Source organism: Klebsiella sp. RC2, from assembly GCF_014192815.1.
In the GTDB taxonomy this organism is placed as follows: domain Bacteria; phylum Pseudomonadota; class Gammaproteobacteria; order Enterobacterales; family Enterobacteriaceae; genus Klebsiella; species Klebsiella variicola.
On the sequence record NZ_JACHYL010000003.1, the window covers coordinates 487,862 to 512,271 of the forward strand.

25 protein-coding genes are annotated in these 24,410 nt (G+C 60.1%); 8 read left to right on the forward strand and 17 right to left on the reverse strand.

All coding sequences use genetic code 11. From position 1 onward, the window contains the following. Positions 1-7: 7 nt before the first annotated feature. Positions 8-751: an ABC transporter ATP-binding protein gene (locus FHW76_RS11925; RefSeq protein ID WP_008805217.1), complete on the reverse strand. Its 744-nt coding sequence runs from the start codon at positions 749-751 to the stop codon at positions 8-10. Continuing rightward, on the reverse strand, positions 748-2,316 hold the full coding sequence (locus FHW76_RS11930) for an ABC transporter permease (RefSeq protein ID WP_183476775.1): 1,569 nt from the start codon (positions 2,314-2,316) through the stop codon (positions 748-750). The genes FHW76_RS11925 and FHW76_RS11930 overlap by 4 nt, the downstream gene beginning before the upstream one ends. 223 nt (positions 2,317-2,539) lie before the next feature. Here FHW76_RS11930 and FHW76_RS11935 point away from each other — a divergent pair, with 223 nt between their 5' ends. Further along, the gene (locus FHW76_RS11935) at positions 2,540-3,607 is read left to right on the forward strand and encodes an ABC transporter substrate-binding protein (RefSeq protein ID WP_063106101.1); all 1,068 of its coding nucleotides are present in this window, start codon (positions 2,540-2,542) and stop codon (positions 3,605-3,607) included. Here the strand turns inward: FHW76_RS11935 and FHW76_RS11940 are convergent. Then, complete coding sequence (locus tag FHW76_RS11940; RefSeq protein ID WP_012542009.1) at positions 3,604-4,548, reverse strand: LysR family transcriptional regulator; 945 nt, start codon at positions 4,546-4,548, stop codon at positions 3,604-3,606. The genes FHW76_RS11935 and FHW76_RS11940 overlap by 4 nt on opposite strands. 171 nt (positions 4,549-4,719) lie before the next feature. Then, positions 4,720-5,607: a LysR family transcriptional regulator gene (locus FHW76_RS11945; protein WP_008805221.1), complete on the reverse strand. Its 888-nt coding sequence runs from the start codon at positions 5,605-5,607 to the stop codon at positions 4,720-4,722. A gap of 95 nt (positions 5,608-5,702) precedes the next feature. On the opposite strand from FHW76_RS11945, the gene FHW76_RS11950 reads away from it, so the two are divergent. From FHW76_RS11950 to FHW76_RS11965, 4 genes are read left to right on the forward strand one after another with little or no spacing between them, the layout of a single operon-like run. After that, positions 5,703-6,491, forward strand: a complete 789-nt coding sequence (locus FHW76_RS11950) for an ABC transporter substrate-binding protein (protein ID WP_110209415.1) — start codon at positions 5,703-5,705, stop codon at positions 6,489-6,491. A 5-nt stretch (positions 6,492-6,496) separates the two neighbouring features. Continuing rightward, complete coding sequence (locus FHW76_RS11955) at positions 6,497-7,288, forward strand: amino acid ABC transporter ATP-binding protein (protein WP_008805223.1); 792 nt, start codon at positions 6,497-6,499, stop codon at positions 7,286-7,288. After that, on the forward strand, positions 7,288-7,962 hold the full coding sequence (locus tag FHW76_RS11960; RefSeq protein WP_012542012.1) for an amino acid ABC transporter permease: 675 nt from the start codon (positions 7,288-7,290) through the stop codon (positions 7,960-7,962). Before FHW76_RS11955 ends, FHW76_RS11960 begins: the two co-directional genes overlap by 1 nt. 6 nt (positions 7,963-7,968) lie before the next feature. Beyond that, the gene (locus FHW76_RS11965) at positions 7,969-9,375 is read left to right on the forward strand and encodes an MmgE/PrpD family protein (RefSeq protein ID WP_183476731.1); all 1,407 of its coding nucleotides are present in this window, start codon (positions 7,969-7,971) and stop codon (positions 9,373-9,375) included. A 37-nt stretch (positions 9,376-9,412) separates the two neighbouring features. On the opposite strand, the gene FHW76_RS11970 is transcribed toward FHW76_RS11965, so the two are convergent. Both FHW76_RS11970 and FHW76_RS11975 read right to left on the reverse strand, forming a co-directional pair. Beyond that, complete coding sequence (locus FHW76_RS11970; protein ID WP_022066380.1) at positions 9,413-11,029, reverse strand: ABC transporter substrate-binding protein; 1,617 nt, start codon at positions 11,027-11,029, stop codon at positions 9,413-9,415. Further along, positions 11,026-11,142 carry a hypothetical protein gene (locus tag FHW76_RS11975; protein ID WP_012542015.1) on the reverse strand — a complete coding sequence of 39 codons (117 nt, stop codon included), beginning with the start codon at positions 11,140-11,142 and terminating at the stop codon, positions 11,026-11,028. The genes FHW76_RS11970 and FHW76_RS11975 overlap by 4 nt, the downstream gene beginning before the upstream one ends. 71 nt (positions 11,143-11,213) lie before the next feature. On the opposite strand from FHW76_RS11975, the gene mpaA reads away from it, so the two are divergent. Next, positions 11,214-11,921 (forward strand): murein tripeptide amidase MpaA, encoded by a 708-nt coding sequence (gene mpaA, locus FHW76_RS11980; protein WP_032739682.1) that lies wholly within the window; start codon positions 11,214-11,216, stop codon positions 11,919-11,921. Here the strand turns inward: mpaA and ycjG are convergent. After that, entirely contained in the window at positions 11,918-12,883 is a 966-nt protein-coding gene (gene ycjG, locus FHW76_RS11985; RefSeq protein ID WP_183476733.1) for an L-Ala-D/L-Glu epimerase, read from the reverse strand. The genes mpaA and ycjG overlap by 4 nt on opposite strands. 102 nt (positions 12,884-12,985) lie before the next feature. Between ycjG and tpx the strand changes: the two genes are divergently transcribed. Then, positions 12,986-13,492: a thiol peroxidase gene (gene tpx / locus FHW76_RS11990; RefSeq protein WP_008805229.1), complete on the forward strand. Its 507-nt coding sequence runs from the start codon at positions 12,986-12,988 to the stop codon at positions 13,490-13,492. A 71-nt stretch (positions 13,493-13,563) separates the two neighbouring features. On the opposite strand, the gene FHW76_RS11995 is transcribed toward tpx, so the two are convergent. The 8 genes from FHW76_RS11995 to pspA all read right to left on the reverse strand — a co-directional run bounded on the left by FHW76_RS11995 (position 13,564) and on the right by pspA (position 20,599). Then, positions 13,564-14,616, reverse strand: a complete 1,053-nt coding sequence (locus tag FHW76_RS11995; protein WP_183476735.1) for an AbrB family transcriptional regulator — start codon at positions 14,614-14,616, stop codon at positions 13,564-13,566. Between the two features lie 101 nt (positions 14,617-14,717). Beyond that, positions 14,718-16,259, reverse strand: coding sequence for a transcriptional regulator TyrR (tyrR, locus tag FHW76_RS12000; protein WP_008805231.1), 1,542 nt, complete (start codon positions 16,257-16,259; stop codon positions 14,718-14,720). A gap of 227 nt (positions 16,260-16,486) precedes the next feature. Further along, on the reverse strand, positions 16,487-17,548 hold the full coding sequence (locus FHW76_RS12005) for a YcjF family protein (RefSeq protein WP_022064700.1): 1,062 nt from the start codon (positions 17,546-17,548) through the stop codon (positions 16,487-16,489). Beyond that, on the reverse strand, positions 17,545-18,942 hold the full coding sequence (locus FHW76_RS12010) for a YcjX family protein (protein WP_008805233.1): 1,398 nt from the start codon (positions 18,940-18,942) through the stop codon (positions 17,545-17,547). The genes FHW76_RS12005 and FHW76_RS12010 overlap by 4 nt, the downstream gene beginning before the upstream one ends. Positions 18,943-19,044: 102 nt before the next feature. Next, complete coding sequence (pspD, locus tag FHW76_RS12015) at positions 19,045-19,263, reverse strand: phage shock protein PspD (RefSeq protein ID WP_002901915.1); 219 nt, start codon at positions 19,261-19,263, stop codon at positions 19,045-19,047. Between the two features lie 28 nt (positions 19,264-19,291). Beyond that, on the reverse strand, positions 19,292-19,651 hold the full coding sequence (gene pspC, locus FHW76_RS12020; protein ID WP_004203911.1) for an envelope stress response membrane protein PspC: 360 nt from the start codon (positions 19,649-19,651) through the stop codon (positions 19,292-19,294). Then, positions 19,651-19,875 carry an envelope stress response membrane protein PspB gene (gene pspB, locus FHW76_RS12025; RefSeq protein ID WP_002901911.1) on the reverse strand — a complete coding sequence of 75 codons (225 nt, stop codon included), beginning with the start codon at positions 19,873-19,875 and terminating at the stop codon, positions 19,651-19,653. Before pspB ends, pspC begins: the two co-directional genes overlap by 1 nt. Positions 19,876-19,930: 55 nt before the next feature. Continuing rightward, positions 19,931-20,599 (reverse strand): phage shock protein PspA, encoded by a 669-nt coding sequence (pspA, locus tag FHW76_RS12030; protein WP_004203910.1) that lies wholly within the window; start codon positions 20,597-20,599, stop codon positions 19,931-19,933. A gap of 152 nt (positions 20,600-20,751) precedes the next feature. On the opposite strand from pspA, the gene pspF reads away from it, so the two are divergent. Next, positions 20,752-21,741: a phage shock protein operon transcriptional activator gene (gene pspF, locus FHW76_RS12035; RefSeq protein WP_008805234.1), complete on the forward strand. Its 990-nt coding sequence runs from the start codon at positions 20,752-20,754 to the stop codon at positions 21,739-21,741. On the opposite strand, the gene FHW76_RS12040 is transcribed toward pspF, so the two are convergent. Beyond that, entirely contained in the window at positions 21,732-23,123 is a 1,392-nt protein-coding gene (locus FHW76_RS12040) for an MFS transporter (RefSeq protein ID WP_008805235.1), read from the reverse strand. The two genes, pspF and FHW76_RS12040, sit on opposite strands and share 10 nt — an antisense overlap. 25 nt (positions 23,124-23,148) lie before the next feature. Further along, on the reverse strand, positions 23,149-24,318 hold the full coding sequence (locus FHW76_RS12045; RefSeq protein WP_008805236.1) for a M20 aminoacylase family protein: 1,170 nt from the start codon (positions 24,316-24,318) through the stop codon (positions 23,149-23,151). Positions 24,319-24,410 lie beyond the last annotated feature (92 nt).

Here is a 24,410-nt window from a genome sequence, read left to right on the forward strand (position 1 = left end):
AATAAAATCAGACAGAAGTAATCAGGTTGCGAATGTGGCGGCAGGCGGCGGTAAACGAGTCATCATCACGCTGGCGCGGATGAGGCAGCGCCAGGTTCACGATTTCTCGTATCCGCCCCGGACGCGGGGAGAGCACGACGACGCGATCGGCCAGGGCGACGGCCTCTTCAACATCGTGCGTCACCAGTAACGTGGTGGTTCCCGCGCTTTGGTGGATCTGTAAAAGTTCCTGCTGCAGGGTGTGACGCGTCAGGGCATCCAGCGCGCCGAAAGGCTCATCGAGCATCAGGATCTGCGGGCGGGCCACCAGACCGCGGGCAATAGCCACCCGCTGGGCCATGCCGCCGGAAAGCTGCGCGGGCAGCGCGCTGGCGAACTCGCTGAGCTGCACGCGCGCCAGCATCTCCAGTGCCCGCTGGCGCTTCGTCGCCCGGGTGAGCTTTTCATCTGCCAGGCCGAGCATCACGTTGTCGAGCACGTTAAGCCACGGGAACAGGCGCGGCTCCTGAAACACAATGCCGCGCTCTTTGCCCACGCCGGTGACCGGCTCGCCGTTAATACAAATATCCCCCTGGGTGGCAGACTCAAGGCCCACCAGCATCCGTAGCAGCGTCGATTTACCGCAGCCGCTGCTGCCCACCAGCGCGACCAGTTCACCGGCGGCGATATCCAGGTTGAAATTCTGTAGCGCCGTCACCTGTTGCCAGGATTTACGCACGTGGCGAAAAGAGACCAGAGTTGAAGAGGTCATAACTGCTCCTGTTGACGCCAGCGGGTGGCGCGCATTTCCAGTAAACGTCCGGCTTTATCCAGCGCCGCGCCGGTGATACCGACCAGCACCATGCCGCAGAGAATAGTGGGCATATCCAGCAGCTGCTGGGCATTGACCATCAGGCTGCCGATCCCGACGCCGGAGGACATGAAATATTCCGCGCCGATATTGCCAAGCCAGGCGTAAATCAGCGCCAGCCGCAGACCGGCAAAGATCCCCGGCGCGGCACCGGGAAGAATGACCCGGCGCAGGCGTGCGAATTCGCCCAGCCGCAGCACCCTGGCGACTTCATCGAGTTGCGGGTTTCGCTGAAGCACCGCCTGCAGAGTGCTGAAGAACATAGGAAAGAACGACGCCAGCGCGATAAAGACGATTTTGCCGCCGTTATCGTTACCCACCCATGCCGTCAGCAGCGGCAGCCAGGCAAACAGAGCAATATGGCGCAGCACGTTAAGCGTGGGGGTAAAAATTTGTCCGGCGCGTGGGCGCAGCGCCAGCAGCAGTCCGCAGAGCAAACCGCCGGCAATCCCCAGCGCGCCGCCGACAACCGCTCTCCCCAGACTGGCCAGCATCGCGGCGCTCAGCTCTCCGCTCAGGATCCCCTGAACAAAACGTGCCGCCACCGCCAGCGGCGAAGAGAATAATCCGCTATCAATCCAGCCCCACTGGCTGGCCAGCTGCCACAGCGCCAGCAGGACTATCGGCAGCGGTAACGCCCGCCAGCTGGCCTGCGGTTTCCACGCCAGGCGTCCGGCGGCTGGCTGCGGCCAGAACACCAGTCGGGAACAGGCCCGATTCGCCGCCCACTCCATCAGCATGCCGCTCAGGCCAACCACCGCGATGGTGACAAAGACGATATCCAGTTGAAACAGCTGGCGGCCCCAGACCATCAGGTAGCCAATACCTTCGGAAGAAGCCAACAGCTCGACAACGATAAGCGATACCCAGGCCTGCGAAAGCGCCAGACGCAGACCGGTAAACCAGCCCGGCAGGCTTGCCGGGATCACCAGCCAGCGCAGCCGCTGCCAGCGGGAGAAGTTCATCACCCTGCCGGCTTCGCTCAGGGTCTGCGGCACGCTGGCTACCGCCTGTTGAGTGTTGATGGTCATCGGCACCACAGTGGTTTTCACGATAACCGCCAGCTTGAGGCCGTTATCAATCCCGAACAGCACCATCAATAGCGGGATCCAACCGAGCGTCGGAATTTGCGCCAGCGCGTAGAACAGCGGTTCCACCCGCTGCGCGGCCGCTGGCACCAGGCCAAACAGCGCCCCGAGCAGCGTGCCGGCGATGGCGCCCAGCAGCAGGCCAAGCGCCAGATGCTGGAGACTAAATCCCCACTGCGCCAGCAGATCGCCGCTCAGCAGCGACAACGCGGTATCGGCAACCACCGACGGGGCGGGCAAAATTTGCGCGGGCATCCATCCCTCGCGGGCGGCGATGTACCACAGCAACAACAGTAGCGCTGGCAGCAGCCACAGCCAGCCGTTAAGCCGGAAACCCGGCCTGCCAGGGGCATCGGTTCTTAAGATCATCTGCGACATATCGGTCCACTCATCGGAAAGTGATGCCGCTATGAAAACGTGACTCACGCTGCCCCGCTATTGCGTAAGGTGAATAATCTCGATGCATCGAATGCATTTCAGCCTGGCGGGCACGCGGCGTCTGATTTAGCTTTTTTTCACCCATGCTTGGCGAATAAAAGCATTTAACACACGGCCCGCCGGCTCTTTAGGGTGAGAAAAAAACTCAAGGGAGCAATACGTTATGATGAAAGCATTTTTTAGCCGCAGCTTGATGGCATTGGTCGCGGTCATCGGTCTGGCGGTAAACGCCCAAGCCGAGACGCTACGAACCATTCGCATCGGCGTGCCGGATCAGAGCGCCGGCAGTCAACCTTTTATTGAGGGGCCGGTCGGCATGGCGTTTATCCGCCATCAGCTGGAAGAGGTGTTTAAACCGCAGGGGGTGGAAGTGCAGTGGCAGTTTTTCAAGGGGGCAGGCCCGGCGGTGAATGAAGCGTTAGCCAACCGACAGCTTGATTTTGTTTACCTCGGCGATCTGGCGGCGATTATCGGTAAGGCCAATGGTCTGCCGACACGCCTGCTTCTGGGCAGCCGCGGCTCGGAATCCTGGCTCGCGGTAACCAAAGCCTCGGGTATTAAAACGCTGGCCGACCTGAAAGGCAAACGGGTGGCGGTCTATCGCGGTACGGCGGACCAGCTGGCCTTTGACCGGGCGCTGCAAACCGCCGGCCTCAATGAGCGCAGTTTGCAGGTCATCAATCTTGACTGGAACGCGGGTAAAGCGGCGCTGGCGGCCGGTCGCGTCGATGCGGTATGGGGAGGCGTCTCCCTGCTGGCGCTACGCGGCGACAAAATTGATGTGGTGGTTAAAAGCGGCGATTCAGGCCGCCAGAACACCACTCAGGCGGGGTTCCTCGGCACGCAGACGTTTATCGAGACCTGGCCGCAGGCGACTCAGCAGATCGTTAATGTGCTGGTGAAGAATGCCGCTGAAATCAGCGATCCGGCTAATCGAGACGCCTGGTCTGCCGAGATGGCGCAGCAAAGCCAGATCCCCAAGGCGTTATTTCTGGAAGCGCTGCAGCCACAGGATCTGAACTTTACCACCTCACCGCGTATTGACCCGTTCCTGACCGACAGCTTCAGCAGTAGCGTCGAGCAGGCTAAATCGGGTCGTCTGATCCGCAGCGCTTTTGACGTTAAGCAGTGGGTGGACGGCCAGTTTGTCGAGCAGGCGCTGAAAACGCAGCAACTGGAAAACCGCTGGCCACCGTACGATGCCAAAGGTGAGGCGAAAAACGCCGGTTAATCCCCCTCCTCCTGCGCCAGCAGCTGAAGCTGATGCTGACGGTCGGTGTGGAGGATAATCTCAATCAGCCTCTCAACCAGCGGCGGCTGAATCGCGTGAACCGGGGAGATAATGGCAAACCGGGTCTGCATTAGCCGCCACTCATCTGGCAGATCGCTAAGTTCCAGTTTCACCAGCCGATGGCTGTGCTGGCACAACGCGAAGCCGTCCTCGCTGGCGAAGCTTATCGCGTGGGTTTGCGCCAGAGTGGAAAGCAGCGCGTAAATATGGTCGCACTGGATCGCGGGCGTAAAGTCCTGTTGCTGGCTGAGGGTTGCCAGTACCTTGCGTACCCCCGGCGGCAAATAGGGGGCGGCAAAAGGGTAGCGCAACATCTCCTGAATCGAGATCGTCCCCTGTTTTGCCAGCGGATGTTCGGCATGGCAGACAAAGAAACAGCGTTGTGGGCTAAGCGGCTGCACGCGTAACTGCGGGTCAAGCTCGGCCTGCCAGCTATCGGCGACCACAAAAGGATAGTGCTGGGAGGTAAGCGCCTGATGCAGAGCAAGCCAGTTATCAATGTGAAAACGCACCCTCGCCTGCGGCAAAAGACGATGAAACTCTCCGATGGCCGCCGGAATCAGCCTCGCGCCGGGAGCCGGGCCGCAGCCAAAAGCGACCTCGCCATTTTGCGCATCGTCCGCCTCACGCAGCTGGCTGCTGAGCTCAATATTGAGTTCCTGAAAACGGCGCGCATAAGGCAGCAGCTTTTGCCCATGCAGCGTGAGCGTCGGTAGCTTGCTCTGGCGGTCGAATAAAGGATGACCGACACTCTGCTCCAGCGCCTGAATGCTGCGGCTAAACGCCGATTGCGACAGGCAAACCGCCTCCGCCGCACGATTAAAACTGCCGTACTCCACTAGCGCCACAAAATTGCGTAACTGGCGAAAATCCAGATGCATCGATCCGCTCCCTTCCCTCTACTATTCAACAAAAGTACTGGAAGGCGGCCTGGCGGTAAACCACAGACACCACTCCCGGTGGGTTAGCGCACCGTGACTGGGGTGAAAGTTCGCGTTGCAGAATAGTGATGAATCTGCATGAGCGGCCAGCCACAGAGCCTCACGCTGATCTCACGTTTCAGCCATTAATTCCGTCATCACTTTCGCAAACACTTCGCCCGGCTGAGACAGGGTGCTATGTCCATCCGTCACCGCGACGACAGAAACCGGCAATGCATGACGGAACGGCCGCACCGCCAGACCGCTGGTGTCGACGCCCTGTAGAGAAAAACTGTCAACAATAGTCATACTGTTGTTGCCGTGTCTGACAAGATTAATCGCCATGCTGTAGCGGTTGGTTTCTACCGCCGCCACCTGGCGCTGGCGGAACGCCGGCACCTCTTCGGCAATCATGGCAACCAGCCGCGCGTCGGTCGTGATATACACCAGGTCGCGCGTCGGGATATCCTGCCAATGGATTTCCGTCTGCTGCGCCAGCGGATGCTGCCCGGGCAGCACACACACCATTTCGCCCCGGCAGATGGCCAACGGGTTCTCCTCTGGTTCGTAGCCGGGTTTCACCAGAAAACCGAGATCGTAACGCCCTTCTTCAACCGCCGTCTCAATTTCATTGTTGAGACACATATCCGCCACCACACCATAATCCGGAAAGCTCTGCCGAAAACGCGCCACCGCCAGCGGCAATATATTCAGCGCCAGCGCAGGCGTGGCACAGACCCGCAACTGACCAACGCGATACTGGCGGATGTGATCAACAAAACGCTCAAAACGAAGCCGGTCCTGATGCACGCGCAGCGCCTCTTTATACAGCGCTCTGGCTTCCGCGGTTGGCTGCATCTTCCCTTGATAGCGCTCAAACAGGCTGAACCCCATCTGCTGCTCGATAAGCGCCAGGCTTTTACTCACCGAAGGCTGCGACATGGCCAGCTGCGCCGCTGCTGCTGTCACTGAACCTAGCTGAACGATACTGATAAAGACCTCGAGTTGCTTGGGTGTCATTGCCATTTTCCTGATAACGATATGCTGATTATGCATTTAAAAAATATGCACTCAGGGTTATAGAATCCATAATTATATTCACCAGAGGGCATAAAATGAAATTTTTCACGTCACGCTTCATGTCGATATTGTTGCTTATACCGGGGATGTTCTTAGCCCAGCCTCCTGCTCAGGCCGGGGAAGAAATCAATACGATTCTGCCAGACCATGTGATCCGCGTCGGTGCGGTCAACGCACCGCCGTGGTATCAGAAAGATCTGCTGACCAACCAGTGGACCGGGCTGGTTCCGGATGTTGTGCAGGCGATATTTAAAAACACCGATATCAAGATTGAATACGTTGATACGCAATGGGGCACCGCCGTCGCGGGTTTACAGTCCAACCGCTTCGATATTTTAGGTGGTTTTAATAATACGCCAGAAAGGGCCAAAGCCGTCGACTTTACCCGCCCTATGGGCTCGCACCAGATGGGCGTCCTGACTCTGGAAAAAGAGACGCAGAAATATCAGCGCTGGGACACCATCAACACCTCGCAGACCAGGCTCAGCGCGATTGATGGCTCGGCAGCCGTCACGCTGCTGCAGCCTCAACTGGACAAAGCCCAGTGGATTATCGTTCCCGATAGCGACAACATGCAGCTCCAGATGGAGAGCGGCCGCGCGGATGCCATCGTCACTAACGATATCCAGATGGCGCAATATATTCAAAAGCGTCATCAGGGCACGATGATTATCCCACAGCCGGTCAAAGAACAGGCAACCAATATGGGCCTGCGTAAAGAACGACCGGAATTACAGGCGTGGCTGAATGGACGGCTCGAACAGCTGGATAAAGACGGCACGCTGAAAAAAATATGGCAGAAATATACTCACCCAGCGAAATAACTCTGATGAACCCACAATCATTATTACCGTTACTGAAAATTGAAGCGCTTAGCAAATCATTTTCAGGTAATAAAATTATAGATGATGTTTCCTTCGCGGTTCGTCCCTCGGAGGTGATTGGCATCATTGGCCGCAGCGGCGCGGGTAAATCCACCCTGCTGCGTTGCCTGAACATGCTTGAAGTCCCGGATAGTGGGCATATTTGGCTGGGTGAGGAAGAAATAGGCTTTCACGGCGCGCAGAGAAAACAGGTCACACAGCGCACATTAGCGCGCCAGCGTGCCTCAATGACAATGGTATTCCAGCACTTTAATCTGTGGCCACACCGCAGTGTATTGCAGAATATTATTGAAGGTCCGGTACAGGTCCTGGGCTTGCCGCGTAAAAAAGCCATCGAAAAAGCCATGGCGCTGCTCACGCGTATGGGCCTGCAAGAAAAAGCCGGAGACTTCCCGGTTCAACTTTCAGGCGGTCAGCAGCAGCGGGTATCTATCGCCCGCGCCCTGGCCATGGCGCCGCAAGTGATCCTGTTTGACGAACCGACTTCCGCACTCGATCCGGAATCTGTCGGGGAGGTGCTGTCCGTTATTTCCGAACTGGCGGCCAGCGGCACCACCATGCTGGTGGTTACCCATGAAATGCGTTTTGCCCTGCAGGTCTGTAGCCGGCTGCTGTTGATGGATAATGGCAAACTGGTGGAAGAAGCATCCCCGCAGGAGATCTGGTCACGGCCGCCCGATGCCCCTATCCGACGCTTTATGACGCTGTCCGGCGTAACGGCAGAGGAGCTGCGCTAATGTCATATCACTGGGATTTCTCAATACTGTGGCAATATCACGCGGTTTTGCTGGAAGGGATATTGACCACCTTTAAAATTGTGCTGGCCTCAGTCACGTTAAGCATACTTGGCGGAGCGCTGCTGGCCCCGTTGCGCGGCGCGTCCAGGGCGGTCATCCGCTTACCCACCCAGGGATTGATTGAGATTGTGCGTTCAATCCCCCCTCTGGTGCTGATTGTCTGGGCCTACTACTGTCTGCCCATTTTGTTCGGCCTGACCCTCTCCTCGTATCTGACCTGTGTCCTCGCCATCTCGTTATATGGCAGCGTATTTTTCGCTGAAATATTTCGTTCTGGTATGCAATCGGTCGATCATGGTCTGGTCGAAGCGGGCCTGTCGGTGGGGATGTCACCGCTGAAAGTATTAGTTCGCATTACCGCGCCGGTAGCCTTTTTGCGAATTTTACCGGCGTTTGTCAGCCAGTGCGTGATGTCGGTTAAGAATTCCGTGCTGGCGAGTTATATCGCAACGGGTGAGATCCTCTATCAAGGGCAACGGCTGAGTACCGCCACCTTCCGCCCTCTGGAGACACTGACTTTTGTGGCGCTGTTTTTCGTCGCCACCATTCTTCCGCTGTCACTGCTGGCAAGCTATGCCGAGCGCCGGATCCGCAGCCGCTACTTCAAACGTTGAGTAACCATGACTATTTCCGCAACATGCCAGCTGGTCAATTTTGCCAGTACCTTATCTGCGCCAGCTATCCCGGCTCCCGTTCGGCGCAAAATTCGACTGCATTTACTGGATGCCCTCGCCTGCGGTTGGGCGGCCAGTGGCCACCGGGTCAGCGAACCGATGATACGCGCCTCCCGGCTATTTGGCGGAAACGGTCACTGTAGCGTCTTCGGTGAGTCCGGTTTCAGCCCATTGGCGGCCGCGTTCGCGAACGCCGCCATGATAAACGGCCTGGATCACGATGACGGTGTGGAGATCGACGGCAAAGGGCTCGGCCATCCGGGGGCCACACTGGTTGCCGCCGCGATGGTTGCGCTTGACCTCAATCCTGAGCCGGTAGCTCAGGACGTGCTGATTACCACCCTGGCGGCCGGTTTCGAGGTGAATAACCGGCTCATCCACGCCATCCAGCCTTCGGCAGAACGCTTCAGCCAGGTCTACGGCGTGGCGCAGCATCAATCCATCGGCGCAGCCGTGGTGGCCGGTCGGTTGTTGGGGTTAAACCCTGAGCAATTACATCACGCGGTGGGCCTGGCCGCCGCGTTAACACCGCTCCCCAGCCTGCACCAGTATAACTGGCGACAACGGCCGCTGTTGTCGCTCAAAGATGCCGTGGCGCCCGCCGCGCAAGCCGCCGTGCAGGCGGTGATCATGGCGCAGCAAGGCCTCAGCGGCAGCCTTGATGTACTCGATGGCGAACAGGGTTTCTGGCGGATGATTGGCTCCGACCAGTTCGCGCCAGACAGGTTGACCGATGAGCTCGGCAGTCACTGGTACGCTGGCTACGGTAGCTTTAAGCGATATCCCGCCTGCCGCTGGCTGGCCTGCGCGCTGGAATGCATGGAGGGCATCATGCAGCAGACCGGCTGGTCTGTTGCGGATCTCCGCACCATTGAGGTACAAAGCTTCCCCCGCCTGGTCAATGATATGATGGACTATCGGCCGCAAACGGTGACCGACGCGCAGTTCAGCCTGCCGTGGACGCTGGCAGCGATCGCCGCTGGCCTGGCGCCGGGTGCCGACTGGTATACTGAAGACAATATGCAAAACCCAGCCTTGCTGGCGCTGGCGGATAAAGTCACGGCCACTGTCACACCTGAATTTACACAACGAATGAACGGTCCGGCACGCCAGCCTGGCGCGCGCGTTGTGGTCACAAACAGCCGTGGCGAATGTGCAGTGCAGGAACGCTACAAACCCCTGGGCAGCGCCGAGCGGCCCCTTAGCGATGGGGAAATTATTGCCAAAGCTCGGGGAAATTTGCCCGGACATAAGATAAAGGTTAACGAACTGCTTACGAGCGTGATGGAGGAGGAAACGGCTCGGTATTACTCCTCTTCGGCAGACCTGATGGGCTTTTCGCTACCGGCGTAGCAAGGGTTGCCTGACATTGTCAGGCAACCACGACCGGTTAGTGCTTCACGATATACATGGTACGACTGTAGGCCACATCTTCCGGGTTGGTGATCGGGTAGCCTTTCAGCCACGGCTTAATCAGCCGGCCGTTAGTGTACTGGTAGATCGGCGCAATCGGCGCTTTGACCATAATGATCTTCTCCGCCGCGTTGTAATCGTCGTTACGCGCTTTGGCCGAATTCTCCACCGCCGCCTGGGCGAGGATTTTGTCGTACGCCGGATCGTTAAAGCGCGAGATATTTCCGCTGTGGGTGGAGGTCAGCAGCGACAGGAAGGTGGACGGCTCGTTGTAGTCCCCTACCCACGAAGCGCGGATCACGTCGAAATTGCCGGTGTTACGGCTGTCGATATAGGTTTTCCACTCCTGGTTTTGCAACTTCACTTCCACGCCGAGGTTTTTCTTCCACATCGACGCCACCGCGATGGCAATCTTCTGGTGATTCTCAGAGGTGTTATACAGCAGCGTCAGCTTCAGCGGACGATTCGGGCCATAGCCGGCGGCAGCCAGCAGGGCTTTCGCCTGGGCATTAAGTTCGGCCTGACTCATACTCTCAAACTGCGACGGCTGGGGGGTGAAGCCCGCCGTCACGTCCGGCGTGAAACGCCAGGCCGGTTTTTCCCCGGTTCCCAGTACTTTCTCCGCCATCACCCGGCGATCGATGGTCATGCTCAGCGCCAGTCGCACCCGCTCGTCCGCCGTCGGCCCCTTTTGGGTATTGAAAGCGTAATAGTAGGTACCCAGCTGCGGCGGGGTATATACCTGCCCCGGAATATCCTTCAGCAGTTTCTGATACATATTTTTCGGGAAAGATTCGGTGATATCGATATCGCCAGCGAGATAGCGCTTGGTGGCGGCGGACTCCTGGTTGATCGGCACAAAGGTGACCTGCTGGATCACCGTTTTGGCGTTATCCCAGTAGTGCGTGTTCGGCACCACCACCAGCTTTTCATTGACCACGCGATCTTTCAGAACATAGGCGCCGTTGCCCACCAGGCTGCCGGGCCGCGTCCAGTTCGCGCCGCTGTCGACATTCGCCTTCTGTACCGGGTAGAAGGCAAAGCTGGCGGTCAGGTTGCTGAACCACGGCAGTGGTTTATCCAGCTGCACCCGCAGAGTGTGGGCGTCGACGGCGGTAACCCCCAGGGTCTCCGGCGCGGCTTTGCCATCGATAATGTTCTGCGCGTTGGCGATCCCCGCCAGCGCCGCGAACCAGGCGAACGGCGAAGTGGTTTTCGGATCCACCAGACGCTGCCAGCTATAGACGAAATCCTCGGCGGTAACCGGCGTGCCGTCGGACCAGCGCGCGTCATCGCGCAGGGTAAAGGTCCAGACGCGGTTATCGTTGCTCTGCCAGCGGGTCGCCACGCCTGGAACCAGGTTGCCTTTCGCATCCTGATTGACTAAACCTTCAAACAGATCGCGGATCACCTGGATTTCCGGCAGGCCCACCGCTTTGGCGGGATCTAACGAGGCGGGTTCATCTTTGATATGGCGTACTAACAGCTGTTTTTCCGCCAGTACCGTGCCCGGCGGTACGTCCGCCGCCCAGGCTAAAGAAGATACGCTGGCTAACCACAGCGCGCCGCATGTCAAAGCGACAGGATACTTCATAAGATCCCCTTTAAAATGAAAAAAATACCGCCAACAGAGCGATAATTATTTGTTTCATCACCTGAAATTGCAAACGACATATGATAGAAAATTGATGTGTCGTCGGATTTCACGCCTCAGGGAATGGGTTTGATCCCGACACGCTTTCGCCAACACTGAATAATAACGACACACAGGAAGCCCTATGTCTATTTCACGTCCTCGTCCGCAGCGCGGCGACTTTCCGCCGGGAACCCGGCAGTACGGCAGCTCGGAACTGGGCGCGCCGCTGCTGTGGTTTCCTGCGCCGCAGGCCGACAGCCGTAGCGGCCTGATTATTGCCGGCACCCACGGTGATGAAAATTCGTCGATTGTGACCCTCTCCTGCGCCCTGCGCACCCTGAAACCCGAGCTGCGCCGCCACCACGTGGTGCTGACGGTCAATCCTGACGGCTGTCAGCTCGGGCTGCGTGCCAATGCCCGCGGCGTTGACCTCAACCGTAACTTTCCGGCCGCTAACTGGAAACAAGGGGAAACGGTTTATCGCTGGAACAGCGCGGCAGAGGAACGCGACGTGGTGCTGTTGACCGGCGAGCAGCCGGGTTCGGAGCGGGAGACCCAGGCCCTGTGTCAGTTGATCCACCAGATCCATCCGGCGTGGGTGGTCTCCTTTCACGATCCGCTGGCCTGTATCGAAGACCCGGGCCACAGCCCGCTGGGGCACTGGCTGGCCAACGCTTTCTCCCTACCGCTGGTGGGCAGCGTGGGCTACGACACGCCGGGCTCCTTTGGCAGCTGGTGCGCCGATATCGGACTCCCCTGCATCACCGCTGAGTTCCCACCGGTCTCCGCCGACGAGGCAACGGAGCGTTACCTGCCGGCGATGACCGATCTGCTGCGCTGGCAGGCTTAAAGATGAAGCACGCCGGTGCTGAACCGCAGCGCCGGCTCGACGTCCACCGCCAGCCATGTCGGGCCGTCGAGGTCAGCGAAGCGCGCCATCGGCACCAGCGGGAGTGCGGCGGCGATCCCGCGCGAGGTGCAGAGCATACAGCCCAGCATCCGCTCATACCCCTGCCGTTCCGCCTCCCCGGCCAGAGCCAGCGCTTCGGTCAGACCGCCCGTTTTATCCAGTTTGATATTGACCATCTCATAGCGCCCGCGCAGCCTCGGCAGGCTCTCCCGGGTATGGCAGCTCTCGTCGGCGCAAATCGGCAGCGGATGAACGAAGTTTTCCAGCGCCGAGTCGTCATCGGCGGGGAGCGGCTGCTCAAGCATCGCCACACCGAGGTCCGCCAGCAGCTGACAGCGCGCCGCCAGCCCCTCGCTGTGCCAGGACTCATTGGCGTCGACAATCAGCGTAGCCTCCGGCGCCGCCTGGCGGATAGCGATTAGCCGCTCGCTGATCAGTCGATCGTCGAGCTTCACCTTCAACAGCTGGGCCCCTGCCTGCCACAGCGCCGCGGCGCTGGCCGCCATCTGATCCGCCGTACCAATGACCACCGTTTGGGCGGTGATCACCCGGTTGGGCAGCGCCACACCCAGCAGCTGAGGCAAGGTTTTGCCTTCGCGCCGCGCCTGCAGATCCCACAGCGCGCAGTCAACGGCATTGCGCGCGGCGCCTGCCGGCAGCAGCCGCTGCAGCTGTTCGCGGGTAAGGCCCGCCTCCAGTTGCTCGCCGATCGCCATCACCTGGGCCATGACCGAAGCGATGCTCTCGCCATAGCGGGGATAAGGCGTGCATTCGCCCACCCCTTTCACACCGTCCTCCTCCAGTTCCACCACCACCACTTTTGCCTCGCTGCGGCTGCCGCGGGCGATCACAAAAGGGGTATGTAGCGGCCAGGCTTCCTCATACACTCGCACGTTGCGCATTCCCTTGTCCTCTCTGGTCAATGTTAAATAGGGTTTGCCGTGTAGCTGGCGGATGTCATACACTACTCGCGACGTTAACTATATGTAAACAGGAAGATAACCATGTCACAAACCGTGCATTTCCAGGGCAACCCCGTTTCTGTTCAGGGCACCATTCCGCAGGCAGGCGCTAAAGCGCAGCCGTTTACGCTGGTCGCCAAAGATCTCTCTGACGTCGCGCTGAGCCAGTACGCCGGCAAACGTAAAGTACTAAATATTTTCCCGAGCATTGATACCGGCGTGTGTGCCGCATCAGTGCGTAAATTCAACCAGCTGGCCGCTGAACTGGACAACACCGTGGTGCTGTGCATTTCCGCTGATCTGCCGTTCGCCCAGTCCCGCTTCTGCGGCGCGGAAGGCCTGAGCAACGTGGTGACCCTTTCCACGCTGCGCGGCGCGTCGTTCCTCGCTGACTACGGTGTCGCCATCGCCGCCGGTCCGCTGGCTGGCCTGGCTGCTCGCGCCGTGGTCGTTATCGATGAAAACGATCAGGTCGTCTACAGCCAGCTGGTGAACGAAATCACCGAAGAGCCGGACTACGACGCCGCGCTGGCCGCTCTGAAAGCCTGATAACAGCGTGCCCGGGCGCATCACGCCCGCGGACATTCTATGTACTCAGCCCCCGCTCTGCGGGGGCTTTTTTATTGCCGTGGCGCATAGCGGGAGATAGCCCGCGCCATCGCCGGGCCGGTCAGTAAAATGGTAAACAGCCGCAACGTCTGTAGCGCCATAATGAACGACATATCCGCCCGGGTGCCGGCGGCGATAATCGCCACCGTGTCCAGGCCGCCAGGGCTGGTGGCCAGATAGGCGGTCATAAAGTCCATCTGCAGAATGTGAGTCAGGCCGAGGGCCATCAGGGCGCACATCAGGATCAGCCCAAGAATAGAGGCGATAATCTGCGGCAGCGTCTTCAGCGCCAGCAGAAAAATGGCTTTATTAAACTGCAGCCCCACCGTCCAGCCCAGCACCGCATAGGCCATCGCCAGCAGCCACTCCGGCAGCTCCAGCATCACCCAGCCGCTGCCCTGCGCGAGTGCGCCGAGCAGCATCGGCAACAGCATGGCCCCGGAGGGGATGCGCAGCCGCATGCCCAGCCAACAGGCCACCGCCGTCAGCAGCAGCGTGAAAGGGAAATTCAGGGTCAACGATGGAAACCAGACAATATCCTGAGTCATTTCCTGCGCTTCATTGCCCAACGCATAACGCACCACCAGCGCCGCCGCGCCGACGACAAACAGCACCCGCAGATACTGCATCAGCGCCACCAGCCGCACATCGGCACCGTACTCCTGGGCCATCACCACCATTGCCGACGCGCCGCCGGGAGAGCTTCCCCAGGCGCCAGTGGCGCCCGGCAGCGCGCTGTAGCGAACCAGCAACCAGCCGGTGAGCCCGCTAATCGCCAGGGTGGTCAACAGGATCGCCAGTACCAGCGCCCAGTTGTTGAACAGCACACCAAAAACAGAGGGGTTGATCGCCCGGGCAATCATGCAGCCGACAATGGCCTGCGCCGCCAGATAACAGGGACGAGGGATGCTCAGCTTCACTCCGCGCAGGCTCAAAATGAGACCGGCGATCAGCGGCCCCAGCAGCAGCGCTGCCGGCAAATGAAGGCGTAACAGCAGCGAGGAAAAGAGAACAGAGAGCAGCAGCAATGCCAGCCATTGCCCGATCGCGCGACGCGACGCCAAGATGCACCACCCCGGAAAAAGGATTAAAAAACCAGTATATACAGGTTTGGCCCGCTTTGCAGGCCAGGATGCCGGCAACGAGGGTCGCCGGCCTGGCAGGATTATTCGTCGCCCTTTTTCTGACTCAGACCATATTCACGCAGCTTATTGGCGATGGCGGTATGCGACACCCCCAGCCGCTTCGCCAGCTTCCGGGTGCTGGGGTAGCTGCGATAGAGCTGGGTCAGCACCGAGCGCTCAAAGCGGCGGGTGATGTCGTCCAGCGACCCTTCCATCGCCTCCTCGCCCACCGGCAGCGACGCGACGTCATGGTCCGGCAGCAGAATGTCCTGTGGGCGCAGCTCAAATCCCTCCAGTTGGGTCAGCGCGCGATAGACGGCATTCTTCAACTGGCGAACGTTGCCGGGCCAGCTGTAGCGGGTGAGCACCGTACTGAGATCGGCGGAGAGCTTCGGCCGCGGGACCCCCTGCTCATCAGCAAAGCGGGCCACGAACAGCTCCGTCAGCGGCATAATGTCCTGCGGGCAGTCGCGCAGCGGCGGCAGATACAGCGTCAGGACGTTGAGGCGATAGTAGAGATCTTCGCGGAACAGCCCTTTCTGCACCAGTTCGACCAGGTTTTTCTGCGTCGCGCAGATCACCCGCACATCGACGTGCACTTCATGATCCTCGCCAACGCGGCGGAAGGTGCCGTCGTTGAGGAAGCGCAGCAGCTTGGTCTGCATGCGCGGCGACATCTCGCCAATTTCATCCAGCAGCACCGAGCCGCCGTTGGCCTGCTCAAAGAAGCCCTTCTTACCCTGCAGCGCGTCGCCAAACAGCTCGCTCTCGACCGCGTCCTCGGGAATGGAGCCGCAGTTGAGCGCCAGATAAGGCTTGCCCGCCCGCGGGCTGGCCAGATGGCAGGCATGGGCCAGCAGATCTTTGCCGGTACCTGTGTCGCCGACAATCAGCAGCGGCGCGCTGAGCATCGCCAGCTTGCGCGCTTGCTCCACCACGTGGCGCATTTTCGGCCCCACCGCGAGGATCTGGCTGAAGGCGCTGGTGTCCTGGCTGGTCATGGTCTGCAGCTGGCGTCCCATGCGCACGGTTGAGCGCAGCATCGCTACGGCGCCGGTCAGCACCCGTTCGTTATGCTCCCCTTCCAGATAGACCGGGGTCACTTCCAGCAGATAGTTCTGTCCATTCACCACCACATGCTCCGCATGCGTCTCCTGCGGGCTGCTCTCCAGCCAGCGCTGAACGTTAAAATCGGCGATCAACTGGGCCACCGGATGGTTGCGCAGCTTCGCCTGGCTTTGGCCAAACAGCAGGCAGCTGGCGGGGTTGGCCAGTTCCACCCTGCCTTTGGTATCCAGCGACAGCACCGGCTCCGGCATCGCCACCAGCAGCGCGCTGAGCGCCAGGTGTTCACGCTCAGACGGCATCCACGACACGGTGCGCACGTCTGTCACGCCGGCGATACGGCGGATCTCTGCCATCAGGCTGCTGAACGTGGCGAACTCCAGTTCGGCAAAATTGAGGTAAATTCGGCCTATAGGGTCAATATCGATACCACGTAGATCAATGCCGCGCAGCACCAGCAAATCGAGCAATTCACGAGTCAGACCGAGACGGTCTTCACAAAAGACTTCAAGACGCATGGGAGTGTTCACCCTAAAAGTGCCAATGACGGGAGAATAATAGGACAGGAATGAGTTTTCGGGAAGCTAACTGTCAACAATTATTGACAGCATGGCGGAAAAATGGGCGTTGTGCCGTAAAGTCAGGCGGTCAGTGGTTAAATGAACGCCTGGGCGAGCCGGGATCCAACCTGCCCGGTAGGCCGGGCAAGGCGAAGCCGCCGCCCGGCAATGTCTCTGAGCGGAGGTTACTTCTCCGGACTGGTTTTGCTTTTCTGCAGGGTCTCTTTCAGCTGCCCAATCAGCTCGCGACGAAAATCGCCGAGCCGCGGTTTATCATCGGCAATCCACGGTAGCGGGCGGCACAGCTCCATCGCCTTGATCCCGAGGCGGGCGGTCAGCAGTCCGGCACCGATGCCCTGTGCGGCGCGCGCCGACAGCCGGGCCGCCAGATCCTGCGACATCCAGTCCATCCCCACCTCGCGCACCAGTTCGCTGGCGCCAGCGAAAGCGATATTCAGCAACACCAGGCGAAACAGTCGCAGACGGCTGTAATACCCGAGCTCAATGCCGTACAACGTGGCAATTCGGTTGATCAGCCGCAGGTTACGCCAGGCGATAAACGCCATATCCACCAGCGCCAGCGGGCTGACGGCAATCATCAGCGTCGACTCTGCCGCCGAACGGCTGATTTCCCGCCGCGCCTGGGCATCCAGCACCGGCTGCACCAGCTGCGCATAAAGGCTCACCACTTCCCGGTCGCTTTGCGTTTCGTGGATCGCGGCATACCAGCGCTGCAGCGCCGGATGCGACTGATCCAGACCCGCCTGCTGCGCCAGCTTCTCACAAAACGCTTTCGCTTTACCGACCGCGTGACTGTGCAGCATATCGCGCGCTTCATCGCGTTCGTGGGCGCGCTGGCGCAGTCGCCACAGACGGCGCCACTCGGTGGCCACCGATCCGACGCCGGCCCCGACAATCAGCGCCCCGGCGACGCAGCCACCCAGCGCAATCCAGTCCTGGGTCTGCCAGGCGTTGGCCGTCCACTGTACGCCTTGCGCCACGACGCTGACGCCGAAGATCGCCAGTCCGGCGCTGACCATCCGCCGCCACAGGCTGCGTTTGGGTCGCAGGACCGACTCCACCACCGCTTCCGCCGCTCCCTCTTCCTCTTCGCCGGTCACCAGCCGCGCTGGCGCGAAGTTGTCCGCCTCAAGGCGGTCAAAGGCGCGCGCGCTTTTCAGCGGCGGAATTTTTTCCGCTTGCAGCGGACCATCAAAATCAATCCGCGGTTTTAACGGTTCGCTCATCGCAGTTTATCTCCAATCAAAAATTCCAGCGCCGCGTCGAGGCGAATGTGCGGCAAAGGCCGATCGACATCCATGACCTGCGGACGAAAGTTTTCAAACTGAAATCCCTGCTGCTGCCAGAAGGCCTGGCCCGGCAGACGCGCCGGCACCTCGCCGGGATAGATGGTCAACGGCTGGCCGTCGCTCAGCCGATCGCCGCGCAGGGCGGGAATTTTCTCGCCATTCACCTCAATCAGCCCGCTCTGGGTCGCCTGAATGGACGCCAGCCCCAGGCAATCCATACTGATCCCCTCAAAGGCGGCGTTCTGCCACGCGTCCTGAATCAGTTGCTGCAGGAGCGACACCATATTGCTGTGCTGATCGACCGTGACGTGGTCAGCTTTGGTGGCGGCAAACAGCAGCTTGTCGATAACCGGCGAAAACAACCGGCGGAACAAGGTGCGCTGCCCGTAATGGAAACTTTGCATCAGCTGGGTCAATGCCAGACGCATATCGTTAAAAGCCTGCGGCCCGCTGTTGAGCGGCTGCAGACAGTCCACCAGCACAATCTGCCGGTCGAAGCGCAGGAAGTGCTCTTTGTAGAACCCCTTCACCACCCTTTCGCAATAGTATTTGTAGCGTTCGCGCAGCATGCCGGCGTTGCTGTGTTTATCGGCCTGCGCCAGCTTGGCTTCGCCGATGGCGTCGACGTCGGGCCACGGGAAAAACTGCAGCGCCGGCGCACCCGCCATTTCACCGGGCAGGACAAAGCGCCCGGGCTGGATAAAGTGCAGCCCTTCGCGCTTACAGGCGTGCAGATAGTCCGTCCAGGCGGCAGCGATATCTGCCAGACGGGCCTCATCGGCAGGGGCCAGCGGATCCAGCCCGGCGCACAGCTGCCGCCAGCGGGCCGACCACTCCGCACGCTGTCCCTGCAGGAGCCCGGTCATCTGTCGTGACCAGCTCAGATAATCCTGTGCCAGCATCGGCAGGTCGAGCAGCCACTCGCCCGGATAGTCGACGATCTCCAGATACAACGTGGAGGTATCTTTAAAATGGCGCAGCAGGGAGTCATTCGAACGGTAGCGCAGCGCGAGACGGATCTCGCTCACCCCGCGCGTCGGGGTTGGCCACATGGGGGGCTGGCCGTACAGCTGGGCCAGCCCTTCGTCGTAGGTGAATCGGGGAATGCCAAAGTCCCGCTGCGGCACGCGCTTGACGCCGAGCAGCCGCTCTTCGCGTGCGGCGCTCAGCAGGGGCAGGCGGGCGCCCGTGTGGATATTCAATAGTTGATTGACCAGCGCGGTGATAAACGCCGTTTTACCGCTCCGGCTCAGGCCGGTCACCGCCAGACGTAAATGCCGGTCAACCCCGCGGTTGACCAGCGCATTCAATTCAGTTTTCAGTCGCTTCATCGCCAGTCCGTTATGCCCTGAAGGTATGTCTCGTCATCATAAGCTATCTGCCGGGGATAAGCAGGACAACGTTAATCCTTTTGCGCCTTCCCCACGGCGGCATTATTTCATCCCGCGCGTGACGCGGTTGGCCAGCCGGCTGAGCAGCGGCTCCAGCGCCACCGCCAGCAGCATTTTCAGCGGCCGACGCGCGACCGATTTAACCGCCCAGCCGGCAACGCCCGCCGGGCCGTAACGCAGCGCGGTCAGCAGCGCCAGCTTACCGACGATTTTCAGACCGGGCTTCACCTGCTGCCCGGCGCGTTGCCATTTGCTATTCATGCGTTGCCTCACTCGTTAAAAACAGGATTTACAGCTGGCGAAAGCGGCTGCGCAGCGTAAAGGTGTCGGAGGTCACATACCGCTCCATTTCACGCAGGCGCTGTTCACCGGAGGCCAGTTCGGCATCCACGGCGGCCAGCAGATCGCCATTGCTCGGCGCCTTGTGACCGTACAGTTCACTGTCCGGCATCGGATCCAGAGCAAAAGTCAAAATGATGTAGGCCACCAGGACAAAGAAAAAGAGGCCGAAAATCATCGCCAGCACGGTAATCAGACGCACCAGCTTCACCGGGACATCAAGATGCTGAGCAATGCCCGCGCAAACGCCCTTCACCATCCCGCGCTGCGGGATACGCCACAGTTTTTTATTCAGATCCAGTCCGGCCATTATTTGTCTCTCCAGTTCGGATGTTCAGCATCCAGGATCGCTTCCAGCGCCTGAATACGTTCGCGCATCCGCTTCGCGTCATCGGTCAACTGCAGCAGCCGTTGCTGCTCATTTTGCGTCAGACTGCCGTTGGCGCCGCGATTGTTGTAGTGCAGCCACAGCCAGACCGGCAGAACAAACAGCACAAACAGCGTCAGCGGAATGGCGAGAAAAAGCATGCTCATGTGTACTCCTTACAGGGGGTGAGCCGCGGCGCAACGCCGCGCCGCGCAATCATACTTACTGGTTGGACTGATTCATTTTGGCTTTCAACGCCGCCAGCTGCTCGCTGATTTCATCGTCCGCTTTCAGTTCGGCAAACTGCTGATCCAGCGTCTGCTGCTTGCCAAAGCGGTGGCTCTCCGCTTCCGCTTCCATCTGATCGATGCGACGCTCAAAGGATTCAAAGCGGGCCATCGCCTCATCCAGTTTACCGCTGTCCAGCTGGCGACGCACATCGCGGGACGAACTCGCCGCCTGATGGCGCAGCGCCAGCGCCTGCTGACGAGCGCGGGTTTCGCTGAGTTTGTTCTCCAGCTCGCCAATCTCTTTCTTCATGCGCGCCAGCGTTTCATCCACCAGCTGCACTTCATGATCAAGTTGAGCGATAAGGTCGGTCAGCTTCTGCTTTTCGATCAGCGCCGCCCGGGCCAGATCCTCTTTCTCTTTACGCAGCGCCAGCTCGGCTTTTTCCTGCCATTCCGCCTGCTGGGCGACCGCCTGCTCAATACGACGGGTCAGCTGTTTCTTTTCCGCCAGCGCGCGGGCCGACGTGGAACGCACTTCCACCAGCGTGTCTTCCATCTCCTGGATCATCAGACGCACCAGCTTTTGCGGGTCCTCCGCTTTCTCCAGCAGGGAGTTGATGTTGGCGTTCACGATGTCGGCAAAACGAGAAAAAATACCCATAATTTCAATCCTCATAGTTCTGGTTTCAGGCATTCACCTGTGGCTTAGCTAATACAAATGACGTGCCAACTTTTTATCTTATTGATTTTAAACAGAGTGGTTGCGAATTGTGCAGGGCATTGCTACAGTCACCTGGTTAATCACACTACTTAATGGCGAAATTCATCATGGCGCAGTACAAGGATAATCTGCTGGGCGAGGCCAACAGCTTTCTCGAGGTGCTGGAACAGGTTTCCCGGCTGGCCCCGCTGGATAAACCGGTGCTGGTCATCGGCGAGCGCGGCACCGGGAAAGAGCTTATCGCTAACCGTCTCCACTACCTCTCCAGCCGCTGGCAGGGACCGTTTATCTCGCTGAACTGCGCGGCGCTGAACGACAATTTGCTCGATTCGGAACTATTCGGCCACGAAGCCGGGGCCTTCACCGGGGCCAGCAAGCGCCATCCTGGGCGCTTCGAGCGCGCCGACGGCGGGACGTTATTTCTTGATGAGCTGGCGACGGCGCCGATGCTGGTGCAGGAGAAGCTGTTAAGAGTGATTGAATATGGCGAGCTGGAGCGCGTGGGCGGCAGCCAGCCGCTGCAGGTCAACGTCCGGCTGGTGTGCGCCACCAACGCTGACCTGCCGCGGATGGTGGAAGAAGGCCATTTTCGCGCCGACCTGCTCGACCGTCTGGCCTTCGACGTGGTGCAGCTTCCGCCGCTACGTGAACGGCAGAGCGACATCATGCTGCTCGCCAACCAGTTTGCCATTCAGATGTGCCGCGAGCTCGGTTTGCCGCTGTTTCCCGGCTTCAGCGAACGTGCCACCGCAACGCTGCTCGGCTACCGCTGGCCGGGGAATATTCGTGAACTGAAGAACGTCGTTGAGCGCTCGGTCTATCGCCACGGCGACAGCGAGCACGAGCTGGACGCCATTATCCTTAACCCTTTCCGTCAGACCGCGGCCTCCGTGCCGGAGGCCGCGTCCGGGGACGAGCTGCCCGCTCTGCCGCTGGATCTGCGCGATTTTCAGCTCCAGCAGGAAAAACGCCTGCTGCAGCGGAGTCTGCAGCAGGCGAAGTATCATCAGAAGCAGGCGGCGGAGCTGCTGGGGTTAACCTATCACCAGCTCCGCGCGCTGCTGAAAAAACATCAGCTGTGAGAGGCGCGCGGCAGCAGCAGCGCGCTCACCGCCATCGCCCCCAGGCATAAGACGGCGTTGAACCACAGGGCATACTGGGCGGCATGGGCCATGCCCAGCGGCAAAAACAGCGCGAAAAGTGACGCCGTCACGGCAATACCCATCGCCCCGCCCAGCGAGCTGCCCATCTTGTAGATCCCCGAGGCGACGCCGATTTTGTTCTCCGGCGCGTTGGCCACCGCCGTATCCGTTGAGGGTGTGGCGTAGCAGCCCAGCCCGAGGCCAAACAGCACGTTGCTGGCGAACACCACCCCGATATACAGCGCCTTATCGAGAAAAGTGCAGGATATCAGGCCGATGGCAATGGCGGTCAGCACCGGCCCGGCCATCATCGGCAGCCGGGCGCCATAGCGCTGCAGCAGCTTCTCGCCCACCCGGATCATCGCCAGGACGGTCACCAGATAGCCGAGGGTCATCATCCCGCTCTCCAGCGGCGTCAGGTGGTGCCCCTGCTGCAGCCAGATGCTGGCGATCATCATGGTGCCAATCGCCCCATTGAGCAGAAAGTTCGACAGCACTGCCGCGCCGTAGGCCCGGTTACGAAACAGCGCAAAATCAATCAGCGCCGCCTCGCCTTTGCGCATGCCGTTGCGGATAAATACCGCCCCCGCCGCCAGCGCCCCGACCAGCATGGTCAACGACAGCGGACTGCTCCATCCCCAGCCATGGCCCTTGCTGATAAACAAATTCACCAGCACCAGCGCGGCAATCAGGCTCAGCAGACCGCCGACGTCCAGCTTATGCTGGCTGGCGCTGGCGCTGCGGCTCTCCGGCGTGCCGCGCAGCAAAAACAGCGCCAGCAGAGCGACGGCAATGGAGAAGACGAAGATCCAGCGCCAGCCGAGCCCGGTGGCGATGGCCCCGCCAACGAAGGAACAGAGACCGCTGCCGCCCCACGAGCCGATGACCCAGAAGCTGACCGCCCGCTGCCGCGCACGCCCCTCATACCAGGTCTTAATCAGCGCCAGCGTCGCCGGCATAATGCACGCCGCCGACAGCCCCTGCAGCACCCGGCCGGCCAGGAACAGCCCCGGCCCCTGAGCGACCACCAGCATGGCGCTGCCGACGATACTCAGCCCCAGTCCGAGGGTGGTCATCCGCATCCGGCCAAACTTGTCCGCCAGGCCGCCGCTGGCGACCACGAAACAGCCGCTGAACAGCGCGCTGAGACTGACGGCCAGGGTTAAGGTTTCAAGGGAGATATCAAGACTGCTTTTCATCGCCGGCACCACGTTAATCACCGACTGGGCAAACAGCCAGAAGGTTAAAACGCTTAGCACAATCCCCACCAGCAGGCGATCGCTGCCGACAAAGGGGGTGTCGCTCACGGTGACAGTGCTCATCGCATGGCCCTCCTGTTTCCGGTGATTAACGCAAATAGTGTTCCGCCAGACCGCACCACAGCGCCGCCCCGGTCAGCAACAGCGCGTCGTTGAAGTCATAGCCCGGGTTATGGACCATGCAGCGATCCGGCTCATCGCCAGCGCCGATGGTGAAATAGCTGCCATGCGGGTGCTGTTCCAGCATGAAGGCAAAATCTTCACTGCCCATAAACGGCTTCACCTCGCCCACCTGCTCTGCGCCAAACAGCGATGTCGCCACCTCCCGCACCATCGCGTTGGCCGCCGGATCGTTACGCAATACCGGGCTGCCGTTGACGTGCGTCAGCGTGGCCGTGGCGTTGAAGCTCTCCGCCTGAGCCACGGCGATATCATGGATCCGCTGCAGCACGGTCTCGCGCACCTGCTCATTGAGGGTGCGCACCGTGAGCTTCATCAGCACGTGATCGTTAATGATATTGGGCGCGTGTCCGGCCTGGATGCTGCCGACGGTGACCACCGCCGGTTCGAACGGGGTGATATTCCGCGAGACGATCGACTGCAGCGCGAGGGTGATATGGCAGGCGACCAGCGTGGCATCCACGGTATGCTCCGGTACCGCGCCGTGGCCGCCAACGCCTTTCACCTCAATATGCAGCGTATCGGAGGAGGCCATCATCGCCCCGTCGCGCAGGCCGATCTTGCCCAGCGGCTGACCCGGCATATTGTGCAAGCCGAAGATGGCATCGCAGGGGAACCGGTCAAACAGACCGTCCTCGACCATCACTCGCCCGCCGTACAACAGCTCTTCCGCGGGCTGGAAAATCAGCTGCAGCGTCCCGGTAAACTGGCGGGTGCGCGCCAGATATTCAGCCGCGTAGAGCAGCGTGGTGGTGTGCCCGTCATGGCCGCAGCCGTGGAAACGCCCGTCAACCTGGCTTGCCCACGGCTTCCCGCTCCGCTCCTGCATCGGCAGGGCATCCATATCCGCCCGCAGGCCGAGGCGTTTTTTTCCGTGGCCGACGCGCAGCGTGCCCACCACTCCGGTGCCCGCCAGGCCGCGGTGAACCTCGTATCCCCACTCGCCAAGCAGTCGAGCGACCTCATTGCTGGTTTGATGTTCTTCAAAGCCGATCTCCGGCTGCTGGTGGAACTGGCGACGCAGGGCAATAAATTGCGCCTCGTTGACCTGCAAGGCTTCAAGCAACGGATGTGTCATTTTTGTTATTCCTGTGTTGTGTTTGCACGACACTTTCGAGTTTATGCGGGTGAAACAGCTTTCAGGTGCGCTTTTTTGTTTTATATTGACGA

Bases quoted from the DNA above. Each gene is read 5' to 3' on its own strand.
- FHW76_RS12005 (WP_022064700.1), bottom strand. From the start codon at position 17,548: ATGAGCGAACCGTTAAAACCGCGGATTGATTTTGATGGTCCGCTGCAA.
- ycjG (WP_183476733.1), bottom strand. From the start codon at position 12,883: ATGCGCAACGTGCGAGTGTATGAGGAAGCCTGGCCGCTACATACCCCT.
- FHW76_RS11925 (WP_008805217.1), bottom strand. From the start codon at position 751: ATGACCTCTTCAACTCTGGTCTCTTTTCGCCACGTGCGTAAATCCTGG.
- FHW76_RS12040 (WP_008805235.1), bottom strand. From the start codon at position 23,123: ATGAGCACTGTCACCGTGAGCGACACCCCCTTTGTCGGCAGCGATCGC.
- pspB (WP_002901911.1), bottom strand. From the start codon at position 19,875: ATGAGCATGCTTTTTCTCGCCATTCCGCTGACGCTGTTTGTGCTGTTT.
- FHW76_RS11940 (WP_012542009.1), bottom strand. From the start codon at position 4,548: ATGCATCTGGATTTTCGCCAGTTACGCAATTTTGTGGCGCTAGTGGAG.
- FHW76_RS11950 (WP_110209415.1), top strand. From the start codon at position 5,703: ATGAAATTTTTCACGTCACGCTTCATGTCGATATTGTTGCTTATACCG.
- FHW76_RS11935 (WP_063106101.1), top strand. From the start codon at position 2,540: ATGATGAAAGCATTTTTTAGCCGCAGCTTGATGGCATTGGTCGCGGTC.
- FHW76_RS11960 (WP_012542012.1), top strand. From the start codon at position 7,288: ATGTCATATCACTGGGATTTCTCAATACTGTGGCAATATCACGCGGTT.
- FHW76_RS12045 (WP_008805236.1), bottom strand. From the start codon at position 24,318: ATGACACATCCGTTGCTTGAAGCCTTGCAGGTCAACGAGGCGCAATTT.
- pspA (WP_004203910.1), bottom strand. From the start codon at position 20,599: ATGGGTATTTTTTCTCGTTTTGCCGACATCGTGAACGCCAACATCAAC.
- tyrR (WP_008805231.1), bottom strand. From the start codon at position 16,259: ATGCGTCTTGAAGTCTTTTGTGAAGACCGTCTCGGTCTGACTCGTGAA.
- FHW76_RS11965 (WP_183476731.1), top strand. From the start codon at position 7,969: ATGACTATTTCCGCAACATGCCAGCTGGTCAATTTTGCCAGTACCTTA.
- FHW76_RS11945 (WP_008805221.1), bottom strand. From the start codon at position 5,607: ATGACACCCAAGCAACTCGAGGTCTTTATCAGTATCGTTCAGCTAGGT.
- tpx (WP_008805229.1), top strand. From the start codon at position 12,986: ATGTCACAAACCGTGCATTTCCAGGGCAACCCCGTTTCTGTTCAGGGC.
- pspD (WP_002901915.1), bottom strand. From the start codon at position 19,263: ATGAATAGCAAATGGCAACGCGCCGGGCAGCAGGTGAAGCCCGGTCTG.
- pspC (WP_004203911.1), bottom strand. From the start codon at position 19,651: ATGGCCGGACTGGATCTGAATAAAAAACTGTGGCGTATCCCGCAGCGC.
- pspF (WP_008805234.1), top strand. From the start codon at position 20,752: ATGGCGAAATTCATCATGGCGCAGTACAAGGATAATCTGCTGGGCGAG.
- FHW76_RS12010 (WP_008805233.1), bottom strand. From the start codon at position 18,942: ATGAAGCGACTGAAAACTGAATTGAATGCGCTGGTCAACCGCGGGGTT.
- FHW76_RS11955 (WP_008805223.1), top strand. From the start codon at position 6,497: ATGAACCCACAATCATTATTACCGTTACTGAAAATTGAAGCGCTTAGC.
- mpaA (WP_032739682.1), top strand. From the start codon at position 11,214: ATGTCTATTTCACGTCCTCGTCCGCAGCGCGGCGACTTTCCGCCGGGA.
- FHW76_RS11970 (WP_022066380.1), bottom strand. From the start codon at position 11,029: ATGAAGTATCCTGTCGCTTTGACATGCGGCGCGCTGTGGTTAGCCAGC.
- FHW76_RS11930 (WP_183476775.1), bottom strand. From the start codon at position 2,316: ATGTCGCAGATGATCTTAAGAACCGATGCCCCTGGCAGGCCGGGTTTC.